Raw genomic sequence first — 20239 nt, forward strand, 5'->3', positions numbered from 1 at the left:
CATCAGGCGCTGCGCGGCATCTCCGTCTGCCATTTCCAGGTGTCGCGGCACATGTCCGCCAGGCCATGGCGCGCGGTCCAGCCCAGCTCGCGCAGGGCGAGGGACGGGTCGGCAAAGCTCACCGCGATGTCGCCAGTGCGGCGGCCGGTGATCCGGAATGGAATCGGCCGGCCGACGGTCTGCTCGAAGGCCTTGATCAGTTCCAGCACGCTGTGGCCCTGTCCGGTGCCCAGGTTCAGGGTGATGCTGCGGCGCTTGTCGCGCAGGTACTGCAGCGCCAGCACGTGGGCCCGCGCCACATCTTCCACATGGATGTAATCGCGTACGCCGGTACCGTCGCAGGTCGGGTAGTCATCGCCGAATACCTGCACTTCGGGCAGCAGGCCGGCAGCTACCTGGGCGATGTAGGGCATCAGGTTGCTGGGTGTTCCGTGCGGCAGCTCGCCGATCAGGGCGCTGGAATGCGCACCCACCGGGTTGAAGTAGCGCAGCGTTGCCACATGCAGCGTTGCATCGGCGCCGACCAGGTCGGACAGCAGCTGCTCCACCACCAGCTTCGAACGGCCATAGGGCGTCATCGCGCAGGTCGCGGCCGTCTCGGCCACCGGGCAATGGTCCTGGTCGCCGTACACCGTTGCCGACGAGCTGAACACGAACGTGCCTACACCGGCATCGCGCATGGCGCCGAGCAGGGCAAGGGTGCCGCTGATGTTGTTGTCGAAGTAGTCCAGCGGCATCTGCCGCGATTCACCAACCGACTTCAGCGCGGCAAAATGCAGTACCGCATCGATCGAATGTTCGCGCAGCAAGGCAGCAACCCGCGCACGATCGCGCACGTCGGCCTGTACGAACAGCGGCGTGATACCGGTGATGTCGCCGATCCGGCCGATCACCCCGGCGTCGCTGTTGCAGAGCGAATCGACAATGACCACCGCATGGCCCTGCTGCTGCAGTTCCACGCACGTGTGGGAGCCGATGAATCCCGCGCCGCCGGTAACCAGAACGTTCATTTCCTGTAGTCCTTCCACTCGGTTGCAGCTTCCTTGCCGAAGCTGTGTCAGACCGGGCCTGGAGAAGCCGTCACGGCCCCGGCACCATCTTCTTCTGCCGTGCCTTGAAGCCATTGAACAGCGGTGCGATCAGCGGGTTGTAACTCCATGCGATACGCTTGCGCAGCCAGCTTGCCGGCCGGTTACGGATGGCGAAGCGGTAGATGCGCTCGGGGTCGCCGCCGACCACGTTGCGTCCGAACGGATGGGTGGTGTGCAGGTAGTGGAACCCCTGCTCACGTGCCACTTCGATGTAGTCCTGGTCGAAATCACCGTACGGCCAGCACAGCGTGTCGGACACTTCGCCCAGCTTCTCCATCAGCACTTCCCTGGCCTTCGACAGGTCGCCACTGATGCCGGCACGGCGCTGCGCGCGGTCCAGGTCCTGGCGGCGCAGCCAGCGCGTGTGGGTGTGGGTATGGCAATGGATCTCGAAGGTGCCCGCCTCGATGGCCGCACGTGCTTCGCTCCAACGCATCATCACTTCGTCGCTGCGGTCCTGCTTGTAGATCAGGTCTTCGCAGGCGCGATGTTCTGGCGTTTCCGGCAGCGTGGCGCCGGTGATGCCGGCATGCGGGCGCATCGGGCCCTCGTGCATCCAGCCGGTCACCACGAACACCACCGCGTGCATGCCGTATTTCTGCAGGATCGGGTGGGCGTAGACCCAGTTGTCCAGGTAGCCATCATCGAAGGTGATCACGATCGACTTGCGCGGCACCGGCTTGCCGGCCAGGAAACCCGCGTACTGGTCCAGCGTCAACGAAGTCCAGCCGGTGCGCGCCAGCCAGGCGATCTGGCTTTCGAAATTCTCCGGCGACACCGTGATCATGCCGGGCGAGTTGCTGACGTGATGATGCATCAGCACCGGTACGGTTCTGGCATTAGCCATGACCCAGCTCCTTCATCCATTGGTGGTAGTAGTGTTCGGTGGCTTCAGCGTGGCTTTCGGGGCTGAAACGCTTTGCGCTGCAGATCCACTCCCAGCCGGAACGACCCATCTGCCGGCGGCGCTCGGGATCTTCCACCAGCAGGCGCAGGGCGCCGGTCAGGGCCGCGCCGTCACCCAGGCGAGTGAGGATGGCATTGCTGCCTTCCACCAGCATTTCGGGCACGCCGCCGACCCGGTGCGACACGATCGGCAGGCCCGCCTGGGCTGCTTCCAGGAAGACCGTGCCCGATGCTTCCTTGTGTGTGGCCAGAGCGAAGATGTCGAAGCCGGGCATCAGCTGGTTGGCATCGCTGCGGAAGCCCAGCAGATGGACCTGGCGCTGCAGGTCGTGCTCGGCGCAGGTGGCCTGCAGGCGCTGCATCACGGCCTGGCCATCGCCGACCACCACCAGATGCAGGCGGGGGTTGGCCTTGCACAGCGGCACCATGGCCTGCAGCAGTTCGGCATGGCCCTTGGGTTCACGCAGCACGGCCACGCAGCCCACCACGATGTCCTGTTCGTCGAATCCGAGCTCGCCGCGCACGCGTGCACGGGCCTCCTGCAGCGCCTGCCAGGACGGCTCCTGCGCGGCGTCGATGCCGGTTGGAGAAACCGCCATCGGCGGCACGATGCCGATGTGATCGGCGGGGATTCCGCGGTCCGCCAGCAGCTGCTTGACGAAGTTGCTCACCGTGATGACGCGGTGGGGCAGGCCGGTGTAGGTCAGCAGCGAATTCACCGGGCTCATCAGATGGCGCGAGCGCACCACCAGCGGTGTGCCGCCCAGGCGTGCGCCTGCGGCGGCAATCAATGCATCGCGACGGCTGGTGGTGTTGACCACGTCGTAGCGCTCGCGGCGCACCAGCCGTGACACCGACCAGATGCCGCGCAGCAGCCGGGCAATGCCGCCCATCCGCAGCGTATGCACGGTGAAGCCATCGTCGCGCGCGCGGGTGGCCAGGCGCGCGTCCGGCTGGCACAGCAGGGCGACGTCATGGCCGCGCGCGCGCATCACCTGCATGTGGCGGAAAATGTAGATCTCCTGTCCACCCATGCCTTTGGCGGCTTCGGTATGCAGGATGCGCAGCGGACGGTTCATGGTGGATCGGTCCTTGGATTCAGCGGTTGCGGAAGCGCGTCAGCGCTTCCCATGCCGCGCGGATGCTGGCGGCGTCGGGGGTCTGTTGCGGCAGGGGGCGGTAGCGCGCATCGAGCGCGGTGGCGTTGCCGAATTTGTCGAACACGTAGATCGCCTCGCCAGTGCGCACCGCGCGCTGCGACCAGCTTTCCACCACCAGCGCACGCTTGCCGGTCGGTGCAGCCAGCAGGTCGTTGCCGGTGCTGTAGTCGGTCAAGGCGTTCTCGCAGCCCAGGCCGTGGCGCATCAGCGTCGGTACCCAGTCTTCATGCGAGCTGACGCGCGCGTCGCGGCCGCCAGCCTGGCCCGGCCAATGCAGCACGAACGGCACCTGCAACTGGTAGTTGGAGAAGTTGCCGTTGTGGCCCCAGTAGTTGAGCTTGAGGTCGTTGAATTCCTCGGCGTGGTCACCGGTCACCAGCACGATCGTGTTCTGCGCCAGGCCCTGTGCGCGCAGGTCATCCAGCAGCGATCCAATCAGGCTGTCGGCGTAATGCACGGAGGTGTGATAACGGTTCAACTCCGGCGTTGGATCGTGCTCGGGGCCGAACTTGAGAAAATCGATGGCATCGGCCATCGGCGTGGCGAGCGGCGGATAGCCGGTCGGCATGTGGTAGGGCGCGTGGGTGGAATCGAGGAACACGAAACCGAACCACGGGCGCTGCGCAGCCTGGCTGGCGCGGATGTCCTTCTGCAGTCCAGCGACGATGGCGGCATCGCGGCCGTCGGAGGTCAGTTCGGACGGCCCTTGGTGCAGCTGGTCGCGGACATCGGCGAACGCCGTGCGATCGAATTCCGGGCTGTACAGCGGCGCGCTGCCATACAGATGCAGGTCATAGCCCTGCTGTCCCAGTACCTTGAACAACTGCGAGCCGCGCTGCTCGTCGAGCATGCTGGGCCAGTAGCCGCCCGGCAGGCCATACAGCAGACCGAACAGGCCATAGCGGGTGGCGTTGCCGGTGCTGAAATGATGCTCGTACACCCGCGAGGACCGGGCCAGTGCCGATGCATTGGGCATGAACTGTGGAGTGAGCACGTCATGCCGCAACGACTCCAGTACCACCATCAGTACATTCGGCCGCTGATGGCTCTGGCAGCGCAGGGGCTGCAATGGATAGTTGAGCTGGGCATGGCGCGGGTCGGGCAGGCCGACCTGGTGCTGGCTGACCACGCCGAAGCGGCGCATCGCGCTCTTGGCGGTGATCGGTTGCGCCCATGGCAGGTAATTCCACTGGCTGATCACTGCGCGTTCGCCAAGTGCGTCGTAGTAGGCAGTGGCGACCTGGCCGCCGCCCATCAGCAGGGCAATCACCGCCCAGGCCTGCAGTACCCGCCGCCGCCGCGGCGCTGCGGGCAGCAGCTTCCAGCACGCCCAGGCCAGCAGGCCCTGCGCGGCGAAGATCGCCGACACCATGGCAGCCGCCTGCAGCCAGGTCTTCCAGGACAGGCTTACCTGGTCCTGCAGGGCGCCGCCGAACACCATGTTGGCGACCATCGCGTTGAGGTGGAAGCGATACAGCGCGAACACCTTGGCATCCACCAGCAGCAGGCACAGCCATAGGCCTTGGCAGATCACCGCCGAGACGCTCAGCGCGCGCGCGTTGCGCTGCCACAGGCCGATGGCCAGCGGCAGCAGGCCGGCCAGTGCGCCGAACGCGAGCAGATGGCCGGGCAGGGCAATCGCCAGATAGGCCAGGCCGAGTGTCCCGCCGGGGTTGTCGCGCAGCGGCACGTTGCCCAGCGCGATGAGCGCGGCCAGCACCGCGTTGGCCGCGATGAACAGGGACCACCAGGCCAGCCTGCGCCAGCGTCGGGCAGGGCCGGGAAGAGCGGCGGCGGTGGCGTCGGGCAGGGCGGCGTCCATGGAGAAGGCGGGTTGGGATGGGGCAACGGGGGGCGTTTCCCGGCGTGACGAAGTCGTTAAACCGCGCGCGGGTGGCGCATTGTATCGGTTTGTTTCAGTGTGTCGGTGGCGTGTTCCGATCTATCTGTCACAATGTTCAGATCGGTCGCCATGACATGGCGGGCCCGTACCGACTCAACGACAAGCCAGGAACCGCTGTGAGCCAGATCCCCACCCTCGACATCACCCGTTTCGACAGTGACCGCGACGCCTTCGTGGCCGAGCTGGGGGCGGCATATCGCCAATGGGGGTTTGCCGGCATCCGCAACCACGGCATCCCGCAGGCCGACATCGATGCGGCCTACGACGTGTTCAAGGCCTTCTTCGCACTGCCGGATGAGACCAAGCGCAAGTACCACGTGGCTGGCAGCGGCGGCGCCCGTGGCTATACCCCGTTCGGTGTGGAGACCGCCAAGGGCTCCAAGCACTTCGACCTGAAGGAGTTCTGGCACATCGGTCGCGAGATCGCCGACGACTCCAAGTACCGGGACGTGATGGCGCCGAACCTGTGGCCGTCCGAGGTCGAGGGCTTCCGTGAGCGTGGTTATGGCCTGTACCAGGCGTTGGACAACCTGGGTTCGCGTGTGCTGTCGGCCCTGGCCCTGCACATCGGCCTGCCGGAGCACTTCTTCGCCGACAAGACCAATTTCGGCAATTCGATCCTGCGCCCGATCCACTACCCGCCGATCACCACCGATGACATCCCGAACGTGCGTGCCGGTGCACATGGCGACATCAACTTCATCACGCTGCTGGTTGGCGCCAGCGCCGCTGGCCTGGAAGTGCAGTCGCATGATGGGGACTGGGTGCCGTTCACCTCGGACGCGGACACCATCGTGGTCAACATCGGCGACATGCTGCAGCGCCTGACCAACCATGTGTATCCGTCGACCATCCATCGTGTGGTCAACCCCCCGGGCGAGCTGGCTCGCCAGCCGCGCTATTCGGTGCCGTTCTTCCTGCACCCGAACCCGGATTTCCTGATCGACGTGCTGCCTTCGTGCATCACCGAGGAGAACCCGAGCCGGTACCCGGAGCCGATCACCGCCCACGGCTTCCTCGAAGAGCGCCTGCGTGAGATCAAGCTGAAGTAATGAAGAAGCCGCCGAAAGGCGGCTTTTTCATTGCGGGTAGCGCCGGCCATGCCCGGCGAGCGCAGCGCAGGGTGTTCGGCAGGGTTGCACCCTGCACCCGCAGAGGCCAGGGCCAGAGCCTAAAGCCAAAGCGGCTCCGGGTTTCTGCGGGTTGGGCGGGGCGGTGTGGGCTGGCAGGACACGCCGTAAACCCATCCCTGGGGGCTCGATGGCGCCATCCATGGCGCCAACGGTCCTGCCAGCCCACACCGCCCCACCCCCGACAATTTCCCGCAGCTGTTGGTAGGTGTCGACCTTGGTCGACACGATCTATCCACGCCATGCGTGGATGGGATCTGTCAGATCTCGAGGCGAGGGAGGGGACACGGCTTCTGCTTCTGCCTTTGCTCTTCTTTTTTCTTTCCGTGGCGGGCGGAACCGCCGCAATGTGTCAGGGGCCGGGCGGGTGGGGCTGGCGAGGGTGTCCGCGGCATGGATGCCGCGGCCAAGCCCCCATGGACGGGTTCACGGCGTCCCTCGCCAGTCCTACCCGCCCGGCCAACCCCACAAATCCAGCCGGGGCTCTCCGCGACCAACCCGCCCCCGCCACGAGGGGCTGCGCCGTTGGCTGAAAATCCATGTAACCGCTTACAAAGAAACGGTTTTTTGCCGCAGCAGGTATCATGGGCGGCTGAGTTCACACAGGAGCCACCCGCTCATGCGCCGCAAGATCGTCGCTGGAAACTGGAAGCTGCACGGCAGCCGTCAATTCGCCACCGAACTGCTGGGGCAGGTCGCTGCCGGGCTGCCGAAGCGCGGGGTGGAGGTGGTGATCCTGCCGCCGATGCCCTACCTGGGTGAGCTGGTCGAAGATTTCGGCGACACCGGCCTGGCCTTTGGTGCACAGGACGTCAGCAGCAACGAGAAGGGCGCCTACACCGGTGAGGTATGCGCGGCCATGCTGCACGAGGTGGGTGCCCGCTATGGCCTGGTCGGCCACTCCGAGCGCCGCCAGTACCACAACGAGAGCAGTGAGCTGGTCGCGCGCAAGTTCGCTGCTGCCCTGCACGCCGGCCTGGTGCCGGTGCTATGCGTCGGTGAAACCCTTGAGCAGCGCGAGGCCGGGCAGACCGAGGCGGTCATCGCCAGCCAGCTGGCCCCGGTGCTGGAGCTTGTCGGGGCGCAAGGCTTCGCCAATGCCGTGGTCGCCTACGAGCCGGTCTGGGCGATCGGAACCGGTCGTACCGCTACCAAGGAACAGGCGCAGCAGGTGCACGCGTTCATTCGTGGCGAAGTCGCGCGCATCGATGCTAGAATTGCTGATTCACTGCCCATTGTTTACGGCGGTAGCGTGAAGCCCGACAATGCCGGGGAACTGTTCGCGCAGCCGGATGTCGATGGTGGGCTGGTTGGTGGTGCCTCCCTGGTGGCCGCCGACTTCCTGGCCATCGCAGAGGCGGCGGCAAACAATTAGTTACGGTTGCCGGCTAGCCGCCGGCACTCTAGTCCGAGGGCGGATTTCCAATGCTGATGTTGATCCTCAATGTCGTCTACGTGCTGGTTGCCGTAGCCATGGTCGCGCTGATCCTGATGCAGCGTGGCTCGGGTGCGGCGGCAGGTTCGGGCTTTGGCGCTGGCGCCTCGGGGACCGTGTTCGGTGCGCGTGGCGCGTCCAACTTCCTGTCCAAGTCGACCAAGTGGCTGGCCGTGGTGTTCTTCGGCATCAGCCTCTTCATGGCCTGGTACGCCGGCCATGGCAACCGCCCGGCCGCCGAACAGGATCTGGGTCTGATGTCTGCCCCGGCGGCCAGTGCTCCGGCCGCTCCGGCGGGCGAATTGCCGGCTGTTCCGAAGGCCGATGCGGTCCCGGCCGCCCCGGTTCCGGCCGCAACTGTGCCGGCTCAGGCGGAATCTTCGGTTTCTGGTGAAGAAAAGCCTTCGGAAGGCTCCCAGAAAGACTGAAGCCGGTTACAATACGCGGCGCATCGGGAAGATAGTCTGATGTGATCGTTTGCCCAGGTGGCGGAATTGGTAGACGCACTACCTTGAGGTGGTAGCGACTTAGGTCGTAGGGGTTCGAGTCCCCTCTTGGGCACCATTTAGTAAGTAAAGCGGGTTCGTCTGGCGCGCAAGGCGCCAGGCAGATTCCCGTCCACTCCCCCATGCCAAAGCGCCTGCAGGCGCAGCGGCAGAGGCAAGAGAGAATCGCTGTGCTGGCCGAATATTTGCCGTCTCTGCTGTTTCTGATCGTTGCCACCGGTATCGGCATTACGCTGATGCTGGTTGGTCGATTCCTCGGTCCCCGCCGCCCCGATCTGGAAAAGCTGTCGCCGTACGAGTGCGGCTTCGAAGCCTTCGAAGACGCACGTATGAAGTTCGACGTGCGCTACTACCTGATCGCGATCCAGTTCATCGTCTTCGACCTGGAAATCATCTTCATCGTGCCGTGGACGCAGGTCTTCATGGAGCTTGGCGCGCGTTCGCTCGTCACCATGGGTCTGTTCGTCGGCATGCTGTTCCTCGGTTTCATTTATGTCTGGAAGAAGGGAGCGCTGGAATGGGAGTGATTCAGACTCTCGATGGCCTGATGACCAATCCTGTCCCGGAAGGGCGGGTTGATGACATCCTGCGGCCGGAAGGCGACAACCCACTGCTGGAAAAGGGCTTTGTCACCACCAGCGTCGATGCCCTGCTGAACTGGGCGCGCACCGGCTCGATGTGGCCCATGACCTTCGGTCTGGCCTGCTGTGCGGTCGAAATGATGCACGCAGGTGCGGCGCGCCTGGACCTTGACCGCTACGGCGTGGTGTTCCGCCCGTCGCCGCGTCAGTCCGACGTGATGATCGTCGCCGGCACCCTGGTCAACAAGATGGCCCCGGCGCTGCGCAAGGTCTATGACCAGATGCCCGACCCCAAGTGGGTGATCTCCATGGGCAGCTGCGCCAACGGCGGTGGTTACTACCACTACTCCTATTCTGTGGTGCGCGGCTGTGATCGCGTGGTGCCGGTGGACATCTATGTCCCGGGCTGCCCGCCGACCGCCGAGGCGCTGGTGTACGGGATCCTGCAGCTGCAGAAGAAGATCTGGCGTACACAGACCATCGCCCGCTGACCCCTTTACCTGACAAGAGCGCGCCAAGCCCCCATGGCAGAGCAAGCATCCTTCATCGACCGACTCTCCGCACGTTTCGCAGGTGCGAAGGTCATCGTGGTCGAACCCCGCGGCGAAGTGACGCTGGAAGTGCCTGCCGCTGAGTGGCACGCCACCGCCCTCGCGCTGCGTGACGAGTTTGGTTTCGAGCAGGCCGTGGACCTCTGCGGCGTCGATTACCTCGGTTACGGCTCCGATGAGTGGGACACCGCCGACGTGTCCTCGCAGGGCTTCAGCCGCGGTGTCGAAGGCAAGGCCCAGGGCCGCTTCGCCTGGGGCGAGTTCCCCAGCGAAGAGAGCGCCGACGGTGCCCGCCCGCAGCACATGCCGACCCAGCGCTTTGCCGTGGTCGCACAGCTGCGTTCGTACCAGCACAACCTGATGATGCACCTGCGCTGCTTCGCGCCTGACGAAGCGCTGCCGGTGGTGTCCTCGCTGACCGGCATCTGGCCGGGCCTGAACTGGTTCGAGCGCGAAGCGTTCGACCTGTATGGCGTGATCTTCGAAGGTCACCCGGACCTGCGCCGGATCCTGACCGACTACGGTTTCGTCGGCCATCCGTTCCGCAAGGACTTCCCGCTGATCGGCAACGTCGAAGTCCGCTACGACGAAGAAAAGAAGCGTGTCATCTACGAACCGGTCACCTCGGTGGAGCCGCGTGTCGGCGTGCCGCGCGTGATCCGCGACGACGCCCGCCTGCAGACCGCTGCCGGCGAGCGCTCGCAGGAGGCAGTGAAGTGAGTCACGTACACCAGGCCGGCGAAGCATTCGCCAGCAATGCTGCCGAAAGCCGGCAGGAAATCCGCAACTACACCATGAACTTCGGCCCGCAGCATCCGGCCGCGCACGGTGTGCTGCGCCTGATCCTGGAGATGGACGGCGAGACCATCATGCGTGCCGACCCGCACGTGGGTCTGCTGCACCGGGGCACCGAGAAGCTGGCCGAGTCCAAGCCCTTCAACCAGTCGATCGGCTACATGGATCGCCTGGATTACGTGTCGATGATGTGCAACGAACACGCCTACGTGCGCTCGATCGAGACCCTGATGGGGATCGAGGCGCCGGAGCGCGCGCAGTACATCCGCACGATGTTCGACGAGATCACCCGCATCCTGAACCACCTGATGTGGCTGGGTTCCAACGCGCTCGATCTGGGTGCGATGGCGGTGATGCTGTACGCCTTCCGCGAGCGCGAAGAGCTGATGGACTGCTACGAAGCGGTCTCCGGCGCGCGCATGCACGCGGCGTACTACCGTCCGGGCGGCGTTTACCGCGACCTGCCGGACCACATGCCGAAGTACAAGGAATCACGCTGGCACAAGGGCAAGGCCCTGAAGAACCTCAACGCCTCGCGCGAAGGTTCGCTGCTGGACTTCCTGGAAAACTTCACCAATGAATTCCCGGGTCGTGTCGACGAATACGAGACCCTGCTGACCGACAACCGTATCTGGAAGCAGCGTACCGTTGGCATCGGCGTGGTCACCCCGGAGCTGGCCCACCAGTGGGGCATGACCGGCGTGATGCTGCGTGGTTCGGGCATCGCCTGGGATCTGCGCAAGAAGCGTCCGTACGCGAAGTACGATGCCGTCGATTTCGACATCCCGCTGGGCAAGGAAGGCGATTGCTACGATCGCTACCTGTGCCGCGTGGCCGAAATGCGCGAGTCCAACCGCATCATCAAGCAGTGCGTGGCGTGGCTGAAGGCCAACCCAGGCCCGGTCATGGTCAAGAACTTCAAGGTCGCTCCGCCCAAGCGCGAGGACATGAAGGACGACATGGAAGCGCTGATCCACCACTTCAAGCTGTTCAGTGAAGGCTATTGCGTGCCGGCCGGCGAGACCTACGCCGCGGTTGAAGCGCCCAAGGGCGAATTCGGCTGCTACCTGGTTTCCGACGGCGCCAACAAGCCGTTCCGCGTACACCTCCGTGCGCCGGGCTTCGCCCACCTGTCCTCGATCGATTCGATCGTGCGCGGCCACATGCTGGCCGACGTGGTGGCGATGATCGGTACCTACGATCTGGTGTTCGGCGAGGTTGACCGGTAATGCCGTCCGCCACGCCAACGCCCGCTGCAGGCAGCCGGCGCAAGCCGGCGCCGCAGTTTCTGCAATTTCACGCTATGCATTTCGCTGAGGTCGGCCGATGAAGGCGACAGGTAATTTCGAGGCGGCGCGCGACGTCGACCCGATGGTGGTGTTGAGCGACAAAACTCGCGCTCACATCGATCACTGGCTGTCCAAGTTCCCGCCGGACCGCAAGCGCTCTGCCGTGCTGCAGGGTCTGCATGCTGCCCAGGAGCAGAACCAGGGCTGGCTGACCGACGAGCTGATCGCCGGCGTGGCCAAGTACCTGGACCTGCCGCCGGTGTGGGCCTACGAGGTCGCCAGCTTCTACTCGATGTTCGAGACCGAGAAGGTGGGCCGCAACAACGTGGCCATCTGCACGAACATCAGCTGCTGGCTCAATGGCGCCGAAGACATCGTGCGCCATTGCGAGAAGAAGCTGGGCATCAAGAACGGTCAGTCGACCGCTGACGGCCGCGTCTACCTCAAGCGTGAGGAAGAGTGCCTGGCCGGCTGCGCGGGTGCACCGATGATGGTCATCAATGGTCACTACCATGAGCGTCTGACCCTGGAAAAGGTCGACGAGCTTCTGGACGGGCTGGAGTAAGGGCATGGCACATCACCACGAATCCAAGGGTCCGGTCGGCCCCGCGCCGCTGCCGCACCAGGTGGTCTACACCACCCTGCATTACGACACCCCGTGGTCGTACGAAAGCTATCTGAAGACCGGTGGCTACGCTGCCCTGCGCAGGATCCTCGAAGAGAAGATCCCGCCGGAGCAGGTCATCGAAATGGTCAAGGCCTCGGGCCTGCGCGGCCGTGGCGGCGCAGGTTTCCCGACCGGCCTGAAGTGGTCCTTCATGCCCAAGGGCAACGTGCAGAAGTACATCCTCTGCAACTCGGATGAATCCGAGCCGGGCACCTGCAAGGATCGCGACATCCTGCGTTACAACCCGCATTCGGTGGTGGAAGGCATGGCGATCGCCTGCTACGCCACCGGTTCCACCGTGGGTTACAACTACCTGCGCGGTGAGTTCCACCACGAGCCGTTCGAGCACTTCGAGCAGGCCCTGGCCGACGCCTATGCAAACGGCTGGCTGGGCAAGAACGTGATGGGCTCGGGCGTGGATATCGATATCTACGGCGCCCTCGGTGCCGGCGCCTACATCTGCGGCGAAGAAACCGCGCTGATGGAGTCGCTGGAAGGCAAGAAGGGCCAGCCGCGCTACAAGCCGCCGTTCCCGGCCAACTTCGGCCTGTATGGCAAGCCGTCGACGATCAACAACACCGAAACCTATGGTTCGGTGCCGGCGATCATCCGCAATGGTCCCGAGTGGTTCAAGGGCCTGAGCCTGACCGCCAATGGCGGCCCGAAGTGCTTCTCGGTGTCCGGCTGCGTGCAGAAGGGCGGCAACTTCGAAGTGCCGCTCGGTACCACCTTCGACGACCTGCTGGAAATGGCTGGCGGCCTCAAGCCGGGCCGCAAGCTCAAGGGTGCGATCCCGGGCGGCGTGTCCATGCCGGTGCTGACCGCGGCCGAGCTGAAGGGCCTGCCGATGGACTACGACACCATCCGTGCGCTGGGCTCCGGCCTGGGTTCCGGTGCGGTCGTGGTGCTGGATGACAGCGTCTGCTGCGTCAAGTTCGCTTGCCGCATCAGCCAGTTCTTCCACAAGGAATCCTGTGGCCAGTGCACCCCGTGCCGCGAAGGTACCGGCTGGATGCACCGCGTGCTGGAGCGCATCGTTGCCGGCAAGGCCACGATGGAAGACCTGCACCAGTTGAAGACCGTGGCCGGTCAGATCGAAGGTCACACCATCTGTGCGTTCGGCGAAGCGGCGGCGTGGCCCATCCAGGGCTTCCTGCGCCAGTTCTGGGACGAATTCGAGTACTACATCGTCAACGGTCATTCGATGGTTGACGGCAAGAAGGTGGAGGCAGCCGCTGCATGAGCGCGCAACCCAATAATCCTGGAGTGACCCCCAGCGTGCCACCGGACCACGTCACCATCGAGATCGATGGCAAGTCGCTGGTCGTGCCCAAGGGTTCGATGATCATCCAGGCCGCCGACAAGGCGGGCATTTCGATTCCGCGCTTCTGCTACCACGAGAAGCTGCCGATCGCTGCCAACTGCCGCATGTGCCTGGTCGACGTGGAAAAGTCGCCGAAGCCGGCGCCGGCCTGCGCCACGCCGGTGATGGATGGCATGAAGGTCGCCACCCGCAGTGAGAAGGCGCTGAAGTTCCAGCGCTCGGTGATGGAGTTCCTGCTGATCAACCACCCGCTGGATTGCCCGATCTGCGATCAGGGCGGCGAGTGCGAACTGCAGGACGTGTCGCTGGGTTACGGCCGTTCGGTCAGCCGCTTCAACGAGCGCAAGCGCGTGGTGGTCGACGAGGACATGGGGCCGCTGGTCGCCACCGAGATGACCCGCTGCATCCAGTGCACCCGCTGCGTCCGCTTCACCGCCGACGTTGCCGGTACCTACGAACTGGGTGGCATGTACCGCGGTGAAAACCTGCAGATCGGCACCTACGACGGCAAGCCGCTGACCACCGAGCTTTCGGGCAATGTGGTCGACGTGTGCCCGGTCGGCGCGCTGACCAACAAGGTGTTCCAGTTCCGCGCCCGTCCGTGGGAACTGACCGCGCGCGAATCGCTGGGCTACCACGACGCGATGGGCTCGAACCTGTTCCTGCACGTGCGTCGCGGCGAAGTGCTGCGTACCGTGCCGCGCGACAACGAGTCGGTCAACGAGTGCTGGCTGTCCGATCGTGACCGTTATTCGCACCAGGGCCTGTACAGCGAAGACCGTGCGGTCAAGCCGCTGCGCAAGGTCAATGGCGAGTGGAAGGAAGTGAGCTGGGCCGAAGGCCTGGCCGCGGCCGCCGAGATCCTCAAGGCCAACCAGGGCGACAACCTGGGCGTGCTGGTGCACCCGTCGACCTCGAACGAAGAGGGCGCACTGCTGGCCCGCCTGGCCACGGGCCTGGGGTCGAGCAACATCGACCACCGCATCAACAACCGCGACTTCTCCGACGCCGCCACCGCCGAAGTGTTCGGCCTGCCGCTGGCCGAGATCGAAGGCGCCGACCGCATCGTCGTGCTCGGCAGCAACATCCGCCACGAACTGCCGCTGCTGCACGCCCGCCTGCGCAAGGCGCAGACGACCAACGGCGCGAAGATCCACGTCGTCAACCCGGTCGACTTCGACTTCGCGTTCAGCATTGCCGGCAAGCAGATCGTGGCCCCGTCAAAGTTCGCCGATGCACTGGCCAACGCCGAGCTGCGTTCGGCGGTGCAGGGCGGTACCAACACCGTGCTGATCGTCGGTGGCATCGCCGAGAACCATCCGCAGGCTGCCGCGATCCGTGCCGCTGCGCGTGATTTCGCCGCCGCTACCGGTGCCAAGCTGTGCCGTATCCCGCAGGGCGCCAACGCCATCGGCCTGACCCGCGCCGGCGTGCTGCCGGCCGGCAAGGACGTCGCCGCGATGCTGGCCGATCCGCGCAAGGCCTACGTGGTCTATGGCCTGGAACCGGGGCTGGACTTCGCCGATGCTCCGGCCGCGCGCAAGGCGCTGCTCGGCGCACAGGTGGTGGCCTTCAGCCAGTTCGCCTGCGCCTCGACCCGCGACGTCGCCGACGTGATCCTGCCGATCGGTGCGCTGCCGGAAATCGATGCCACCCTGACCAACCTCGATGGTCGCGAGCAGTCGGCCCGTGCCGGCGGCAAGCTGCCGGGCGAGGCCCGTGAGGGCTGGCGCGTGCTGCGCGCCCTGGGCGGAGACCTTGGTCTGGCCGGCTTCGAGTTCATCGACCTGGCCGGCCTGCGCGCCAGCCTGGCCCCGGTGACTGTTGCCGTCGCTGCCTCGGCCCAGCCGGCCCTTGCCGGCGAAGGCCTGGAAGTGGCCTCGACCGCTGCGATCTACCGCACCGATGCGGTGGTCCGTCGCGCGCCGGCGCTGCAGTCTCATCCGCTCAACAACGCCCCGCGCATCGTGCTCAACGCTGACGATGCCGCCCGCCTGCAGCTGCAGGAAGGGCAGATGGCCAAGGTCGGCACCGATGCCGGCAAGGCCACCCTGCCGGTGGTGGTCGATGCCCGCGTCGCTGCGGGTTCGGTCTGGATTGAATCGGGCCACGGCGCAACCGCGCCGCTGGGTGCCGCTCGTGTTTCGGTGGTGGCTGCATGAACGAATTGCTGATTAACGCGGTCGATCCGCTGCACCAGTGGCTGCTTGGCCTCGGTGACATCGGCGCGCTGATCTGGATCATCCTGAAGATCCTCGTGATCACCGTTCCGGTGATCGTCTCGGTGGCCTTCTACGTGGTCTGGGAACGCAAGCTGATCGGCTGGATGCACGTCCGCCACGGCCCGATGTATGTGGGCATGGGCATCTTCCAGGCCTTCGCCGACGTCTTCAAGCTGCTGTTCAAGGAAGTCCTGCAGCCCAGCAGCGCCAACAAGGCGATCTTCCTGCTGGCGCCGCTGATCACCCTCGCTCCGGCCTTCGCGGCCTGGTCGGTGGTGCCGTTCGACAACCAGCTGGTGCTGTCCAACGCCAACGCCGGTCTGCTGTACCTGCTGGCGATGACCTCGCTGGGCATCTACGGCGTGATCCTGGCCGGTTGGGCCTCCAACTCGAAGTACGCGTTCCTCGGCGCCATGCGCGCCTCGGCACAGATGATCAGCTACGAAATCGCGATGGGCTTTGCCCTGGTCGGCGTGATGATCGCTTCGGGCAGCCTCAATCTCAGCAACATCGTGGCGGCCCAGGCCGGCAGCTCCGGCTTCTTCGACTGGTTCCTGATCCCGCTGTTCCCGCTGTTCATCGTGTACTGGGTGTCCGGCGTTGCCGAAACCAACCGCGCGCCGTTCGACGTGGTGGAAGGCGAGTCGGAAATCGTCGCCGGCCACATGGTCGAGTACTCCGGCGGTGCGTTCGCACTGTTCTTCCTGGCCGAATACGCGAACATGATCCTGATTAGCTTCCTGATCTCGATCTTCTTCCTCGGCGGCTGGCTGAGCCCGATCCAGGGCTGGGTCAACCCGGGCGAGATCTCGCCGTTCATCGACTGGATCTGGAAGGGCGGCTGGCCGTGGCTGTTCGTCAAGGTCTTCTTCTTCGCCAGTGCCTACATCTGGTTCCGTGCAAGCTTCCCGCGCTTCCGCTATGACCAGATCATGCGCCTGGGCTGGAAGGTCTTCATCCCGCTGACCATTTTCTGGATCGCGGTTACCGCCGTCATGGTGTTCTTCGGCGTGATTCAAAAGGGCGTCTAAGTGATGAACAGGATTACCCATTACTTCAAGAGCCTGCTGCTGCTCGAACTGCTGGCCGGTCTCTGGCTGACGCTGAAGTACAGCTTCAAGCCGAAGTACACGATGATGTACCCGATGGAGAAGTTCCCGCAGTCGCCGCGCTTCCGTGGCCTGCACGCCCTACGCCGTTATCCCAACGGTGAAGAGCGCTGCATTGCCTGCAAGCTGTGCGAAGCGGTGTGCCCGGCATTGGCCATCACCATCGATTCGGCCAAGCGCGAGGACGGCACCCGCCGTACCACGCGCTACGACATCGATCTGTTCAAGTGCATCTTCTGCGGCTTCTGTGAGGAAAGCTGCCCGGTGGACTCGATCGTCGAGACCCACATCCTCGAGTACCACTTCGAGAATCGTGGCGAAAACATCGTTACCAAGCCGCAGCTGCTGGCCCTGGGCGACCGTCTCGAATCCGAGATCGCCGAGCGTCGTGCCGCCGATGCCGCTTACCGCTGAGGTCGAGAGATGGATTGGGTAAATATCGCTTTCTGGGTCTTCGCCATCGCGGCAACGGTTTCGGCCGCTGCGGTGATCAGCGTGCGCAACCCCGTGCATGCTGTCCTGTGCCTGGTGCTGACCTTCTTCTCCATCGCCTGCGTGTGGCTGCTGGTCGGCGCCGAGTTCCTCGGCGTGGCACTGGTGCTGGTCTACGTTGGTGCGGTGATGGTGTTGTTCCTGTTCGTGGTGATGATGCTCGACATCGATCCGGACAAGCTGCGTGAGGGCTGGGTGCGCTACCTGCCGGTCGGCCTGATCGTGGCCGTGGCGATGCTGGTGCAGATGCTGATCCTGATCGGCGTGAAGGGCAGGACGGTCAACCCGTTCCCGGCCGATAACGCCGCCGCGCTCGCCGCCGACAGCTCCAACGTCACCTGGCTGGCACGCAGCCTGTTCACCGAGTACCTGCTGCCGTTCGAGTTCGCCGCCGTCATCCTGACCGTGGCCGTGGTCGCCGCGGTGATGCTGACCCTGCGCCGTCGTGAAGGCCTGAAGACGCAGAACCCGTCGCAGCAGACCATGGTCAAGGCACACGACCGCCTGCGCGTGGTCAAGATGGACGTCGAGCAGCCGCTGATCCACAGCAACACCAAGCCGGCCGCTGGCGACGAGGAGACCAAGGCATGATCTCGATCACTCTGGGCCACATCCTGGCGCTGGGCGCGGTGCTGTTCTGCATCAGCCTCGCCGGCATCTTCCTCAACCGCAAGAACATCATCGTCCTGCTGATGTCCATCGAGTTGATGCTGCTGTCGGTCAACATCAATTTCGTCGGGTTCTCGCGGGAACTGGGGGACACGGCCGGCCAGCTGTTCGTGTTCTTCATCCTGACCGTGGCTGCTGCCGAGGCCGCCATCGGCCTGGCGATCCTGGTGACCCTGTTCCGTACACGCCGAACGATCAATGTCGGCGAAGTCGATTCGTTGAAGGGCTGATCCACAGATGGAAATCACTCTCTCCAAGAGTCTGTTGATCGCAGTGGTGCTTGCACCGCTGTTCGGCAGCATCATCGCCGGCCTGTTCGGTCGCCAGGTCAAGCGCTTCGGTGCGCAGACCATCACGATCCTCGGTGTCGCGGTTGCCTGCGGCCTGTCGATGCACACGCTCTACCAGCTGCTGTGGGGCGGGGCGCAGCCGTTCAACGAGAACCTGTACACGTTCTTCGAAGTCGGCCAGTACTCGGCCCACGTCGGTTTCATGGTCGACAAGCTGACCGCGATGATGATGGTGGTGGTGACCTTCGTGTCGCTGCTGGTCCACATCTACACGATCGGCTACATGCAGGACGATCCGGGTTACCAGCGGTTCTTCAGCTACATCTCGCTGTTCACCTTCTCGATGCTCACCCTGGTGATGAGCAACAACTTCCTGCAGCTGTTCTTCGGCTGGGAAGCGGTGGGCCTGGTGTCGTACCTGCTGATCGGCTTCTGGTTCAAGCGCCCGACCGCGATCTTCGCCAACATGAAGGCGTTCCTGGTCAACCGCGTCGGTGACTTCGGCTTCCTGCTGGGCATCGCCGGTGTGTTGTGGGTGTTCGGTACCCTGGATTACTCGCAGGTGTTCTCGCAGGCCGGCATGCTCGCCGACCCGCGCGCCCAGCTGCAGATCTGGGACGGCACCATGTTCGGCATGCAGCTGCTCAACGAGCCGGTGGTCTGGTCGATCGCCACCGTCATCTGCATCGGCCTGTTCATCGGCGCCATGGGCAAGTCGGCGCAGGTTCCGCTGCACGTGTGGCTGCCGGATTCGATGGAAGGCCCGACCCCGATCTCGGCACTGATCCATGCCGCGACGATGGTGACCGCCGGTATCTTCATGGTCACCCGCATGTCGCCGTTGTTCGAGCTGTCGCAGACCGCGTTGAACTTCATCCTGTTCATCGGTGCCACCACCGCGTTCTTCACCGGCCTGATCGGCATCGTGCAGAACGACATCAAGCGCGTCGTCGCGTACTCCACGCTGTCCCAGCTGGGTTACATGACCGTGGCGCTGGGTGTGTCGGCGTACTCCGCTGCCGTGTTCCACCTGATGACCCACGCCTTCTTCAAGGCGCTGCTGTTCCTGGGTGCCGGCTCGGTCATCATCGCGATGCACCACGAGCAGGACATGCGCAAGATGGGCGGCCTGCGCAAGTACATGCCGATCACCTTCATCACCATGTGGATCGGTACCCTGGCCCTGGTCGGTACGCCGTTCTTCTCCGGCTTCTACTCGAAGGACACCATCATCGAGGCCGCCGAGATCCACGCCCACATGCAGAACAGCTGGGTGGCCACCTATGGCTACTGGGCAGTGCTGGGTGGCGTGCTGGTGACCAGCTTCTACAGCTTCCGTCTGCTGTTCCTGACCTTCCACGGCAAGGAACGCTTCCGCGACGCACACGACGATCATGGTCATGACGACCACCATGCCGCCGACGCACATCATGCCGACGCGCATGACGACCACGGCCACGGCCACGGTCCGCATGAGCCGCATGAAACGCCGTGGGTGGTGACGCTGCCGCTGATCCTGCTGGCCATCCCTTCCATCGCCATCGGTTTCTTCAGCATCGGTCCGATGCTGCATGGCACCGACTGGGCCGGTCACCACGCCCATGCGGCGATCAAGGGCCAGGTCAACACGTTCTTCACCGGCATCGTCGATTTCTACGATCCGGCCAAGAACACCGTGGCCTTCCTGGGCGAGGAGTTCCATGGTCCGGTGGCGTTCGCGCTGCACGGCATGATGCTGCCGCCGTTCTGGCTGACCCTGGCAGGCTTCCTGCTGGCTGCGTTGTTCTACCTGTGGAAGCCGGATCTGTCGGGCAAGGCGCGCAAGACCTTCGCCCCGGTGGTGTCCGTGCTGGAAAACAAGTACGGCTTCGACAAGCTGTGGATCGATGGCCTCGCCGGTGGCAGCGTCAAGCTGGGCAAGGTCTCGCGCTGGATCGACAGCAACATCGTCGACGGCGTGGTCAATCTCTCGGCACGTGTTGTGGACGTCGCAGCCAGCGTGCTGCGCCGTACCCAATCCGGTTTCCTCTATCACTACGCCTTCGCGATGATCATCGGCCTGATTGCCCTCCTGGGCGTGCTGATGCATTACCTGCGTTGATGACCTGTACGGAATAAG

Annotated in this window: 19 protein-coding genes and 1 tRNA gene; 16 read left to right on the top strand and 4 right to left on the bottom strand. The window is 64.5% G+C overall.

Going from position 1 to position 20239, the window contains the following annotated elements:
- Window positions 1-2: 2 nt before the first annotated feature.
- The 4 genes from galE to QOL57_RS13075 all read right to left on the bottom strand — a co-directional run bounded on the left by galE (window position 3) and on the right by QOL57_RS13075 (window position 4979).
- Window positions 3-1010: a UDP-glucose 4-epimerase GalE gene (galE, locus tag QOL57_RS13060; RefSeq protein ID WP_089236307.1), complete on the bottom strand. Its 1008-nt coding sequence runs from the start codon at window positions 1008-1010 to the stop codon at window positions 3-5.
- A gap of 70 nt (window positions 1011-1080) precedes the next feature.
- Complete coding sequence (locus QOL57_RS13065) at window positions 1081-1938, bottom strand: polysaccharide deacetylase family protein (RefSeq protein ID WP_089236306.1); 858 nt, start codon at window positions 1936-1938, stop codon at window positions 1081-1083.
- Entirely contained in the window at window positions 1931-3076 is a 1146-nt protein-coding gene (locus QOL57_RS13070; protein ID WP_089236305.1) for a glycosyltransferase family 4 protein, read from the bottom strand. Before QOL57_RS13070 ends, QOL57_RS13065 begins: the two co-directional genes overlap by 8 nt.
- Window positions 3077-3095: 19 nt before the next feature.
- Complete coding sequence (locus QOL57_RS13075; protein WP_244900645.1) at window positions 3096-4979, bottom strand: DUF3413 domain-containing protein; 1884 nt, start codon at window positions 4977-4979, stop codon at window positions 3096-3098.
- A 155-nt stretch (window positions 4980-5134) separates the two neighbouring features.
- On the opposite strand from QOL57_RS13075, the gene QOL57_RS13080 reads away from it, so the two are divergent.
- The 16 genes from QOL57_RS13080 to nuoL all read left to right on the top strand — a co-directional run bounded on the left by QOL57_RS13080 (window position 5135) and on the right by nuoL (window position 20221).
- Entirely contained in the window at window positions 5135-6112 is a 978-nt protein-coding gene (locus tag QOL57_RS13080; protein ID WP_049469229.1) for a 2-oxoglutarate and iron-dependent oxygenase domain-containing protein, read from the top strand.
- A 697-nt stretch (window positions 6113-6809) separates the two neighbouring features.
- A complete protein-coding gene (tpiA, locus tag QOL57_RS13085) occupies window positions 6810-7565 on the top strand; it encodes a triose-phosphate isomerase (protein WP_089236304.1) in 756 nt (251 codons plus the stop codon).
- A 50-nt stretch (window positions 7566-7615) separates the two neighbouring features.
- Window positions 7616-8053 (top strand): preprotein translocase subunit SecG, encoded by a 438-nt coding sequence (gene secG / locus QOL57_RS13090; protein ID WP_089236303.1) that lies wholly within the window; start codon window positions 7616-7618, stop codon window positions 8051-8053.
- A gap of 51 nt (window positions 8054-8104) precedes the next feature.
- Window positions 8105-8189: transfer RNA gene (locus QOL57_RS13095), tRNA-Leu, on the top strand.
- Between the two features lie 112 nt (window positions 8190-8301).
- Complete coding sequence (locus QOL57_RS13100) at window positions 8302-8658, top strand: NADH-quinone oxidoreductase subunit A (protein ID WP_005414075.1); 357 nt, start codon at window positions 8302-8304, stop codon at window positions 8656-8658.
- Window positions 8649-9203: an NADH-quinone oxidoreductase subunit B gene (locus tag QOL57_RS13105; protein WP_089236302.1), complete on the top strand. Its 555-nt coding sequence runs from the start codon at window positions 8649-8651 to the stop codon at window positions 9201-9203. Before QOL57_RS13100 ends, QOL57_RS13105 begins: the two co-directional genes overlap by 10 nt.
- Before the next feature lie 33 nt (window positions 9204-9236).
- The gene (locus QOL57_RS13110) at window positions 9237-9983 is read left to right on the top strand and encodes an NADH-quinone oxidoreductase subunit C (RefSeq protein WP_089236301.1); all 747 of its coding nucleotides are present in this window, start codon (window positions 9237-9239) and stop codon (window positions 9981-9983) included.
- Window positions 9980-11287, top strand: coding sequence for an NADH-quinone oxidoreductase subunit D (locus QOL57_RS13115; RefSeq protein ID WP_089236300.1), 1308 nt, complete (start codon window positions 9980-9982; stop codon window positions 11285-11287). The genes QOL57_RS13110 and QOL57_RS13115 overlap by 4 nt, the downstream gene beginning before the upstream one ends.
- Window positions 11288-11384: 97 nt before the next feature.
- On the top strand, window positions 11385-11912 hold the full coding sequence (nuoE, locus tag QOL57_RS13120; protein ID WP_025876204.1) for an NADH-quinone oxidoreductase subunit NuoE: 528 nt from the start codon (window positions 11385-11387) through the stop codon (window positions 11910-11912).
- A 4-nt stretch (window positions 11913-11916) separates the two neighbouring features.
- The gene (gene nuoF / locus QOL57_RS13125; RefSeq protein WP_089236299.1) at window positions 11917-13257 is read left to right on the top strand and encodes an NADH-quinone oxidoreductase subunit NuoF; all 1341 of its coding nucleotides are present in this window, start codon (window positions 11917-11919) and stop codon (window positions 13255-13257) included.
- Window positions 13254-15500 (top strand): NADH-quinone oxidoreductase subunit NuoG, encoded by a 2247-nt coding sequence (gene nuoG / locus QOL57_RS13130; RefSeq protein WP_089236298.1) that lies wholly within the window; start codon window positions 13254-13256, stop codon window positions 15498-15500. The genes nuoF and nuoG overlap by 4 nt, the downstream gene beginning before the upstream one ends.
- Window positions 15497-16591: an NADH-quinone oxidoreductase subunit NuoH gene (gene nuoH, locus QOL57_RS13135; protein WP_089236297.1), complete on the top strand. Its 1095-nt coding sequence runs from the start codon at window positions 15497-15499 to the stop codon at window positions 16589-16591. The genes nuoG and nuoH overlap by 4 nt, the downstream gene beginning before the upstream one ends.
- Before the next feature lie 3 nt (window positions 16592-16594).
- Window positions 16595-17083, top strand: a complete 489-nt coding sequence (gene nuoI / locus QOL57_RS13140) for an NADH-quinone oxidoreductase subunit NuoI (RefSeq protein ID WP_005417924.1) — start codon at window positions 16595-16597, stop codon at window positions 17081-17083.
- Window positions 17084-17092: 9 nt separating this feature from the next.
- The gene (locus tag QOL57_RS13145; protein WP_089236296.1) at window positions 17093-17752 is read left to right on the top strand and encodes an NADH-quinone oxidoreductase subunit J; all 660 of its coding nucleotides are present in this window, start codon (window positions 17093-17095) and stop codon (window positions 17750-17752) included.
- A complete protein-coding gene (gene nuoK / locus QOL57_RS13150; protein WP_032951897.1) occupies window positions 17749-18060 on the top strand; it encodes an NADH-quinone oxidoreductase subunit NuoK in 312 nt (103 codons plus the stop codon). Before QOL57_RS13145 ends, nuoK begins: the two co-directional genes overlap by 4 nt.
- A 7-nt stretch (window positions 18061-18067) precedes the next feature.
- A complete protein-coding gene (gene nuoL, locus QOL57_RS13155; protein WP_089236295.1) occupies window positions 18068-20221 on the top strand; it encodes an NADH-quinone oxidoreductase subunit L in 2154 nt (717 codons plus the stop codon).
- Window positions 20222-20239 lie beyond the last annotated feature (18 nt).

The organism is Stenotrophomonas sp. yr243 (assembly GCF_900184195.1).
GTDB lineage: Bacteria > Pseudomonadota > Gammaproteobacteria > Xanthomonadales > Xanthomonadaceae > Stenotrophomonas > Stenotrophomonas lactitubi.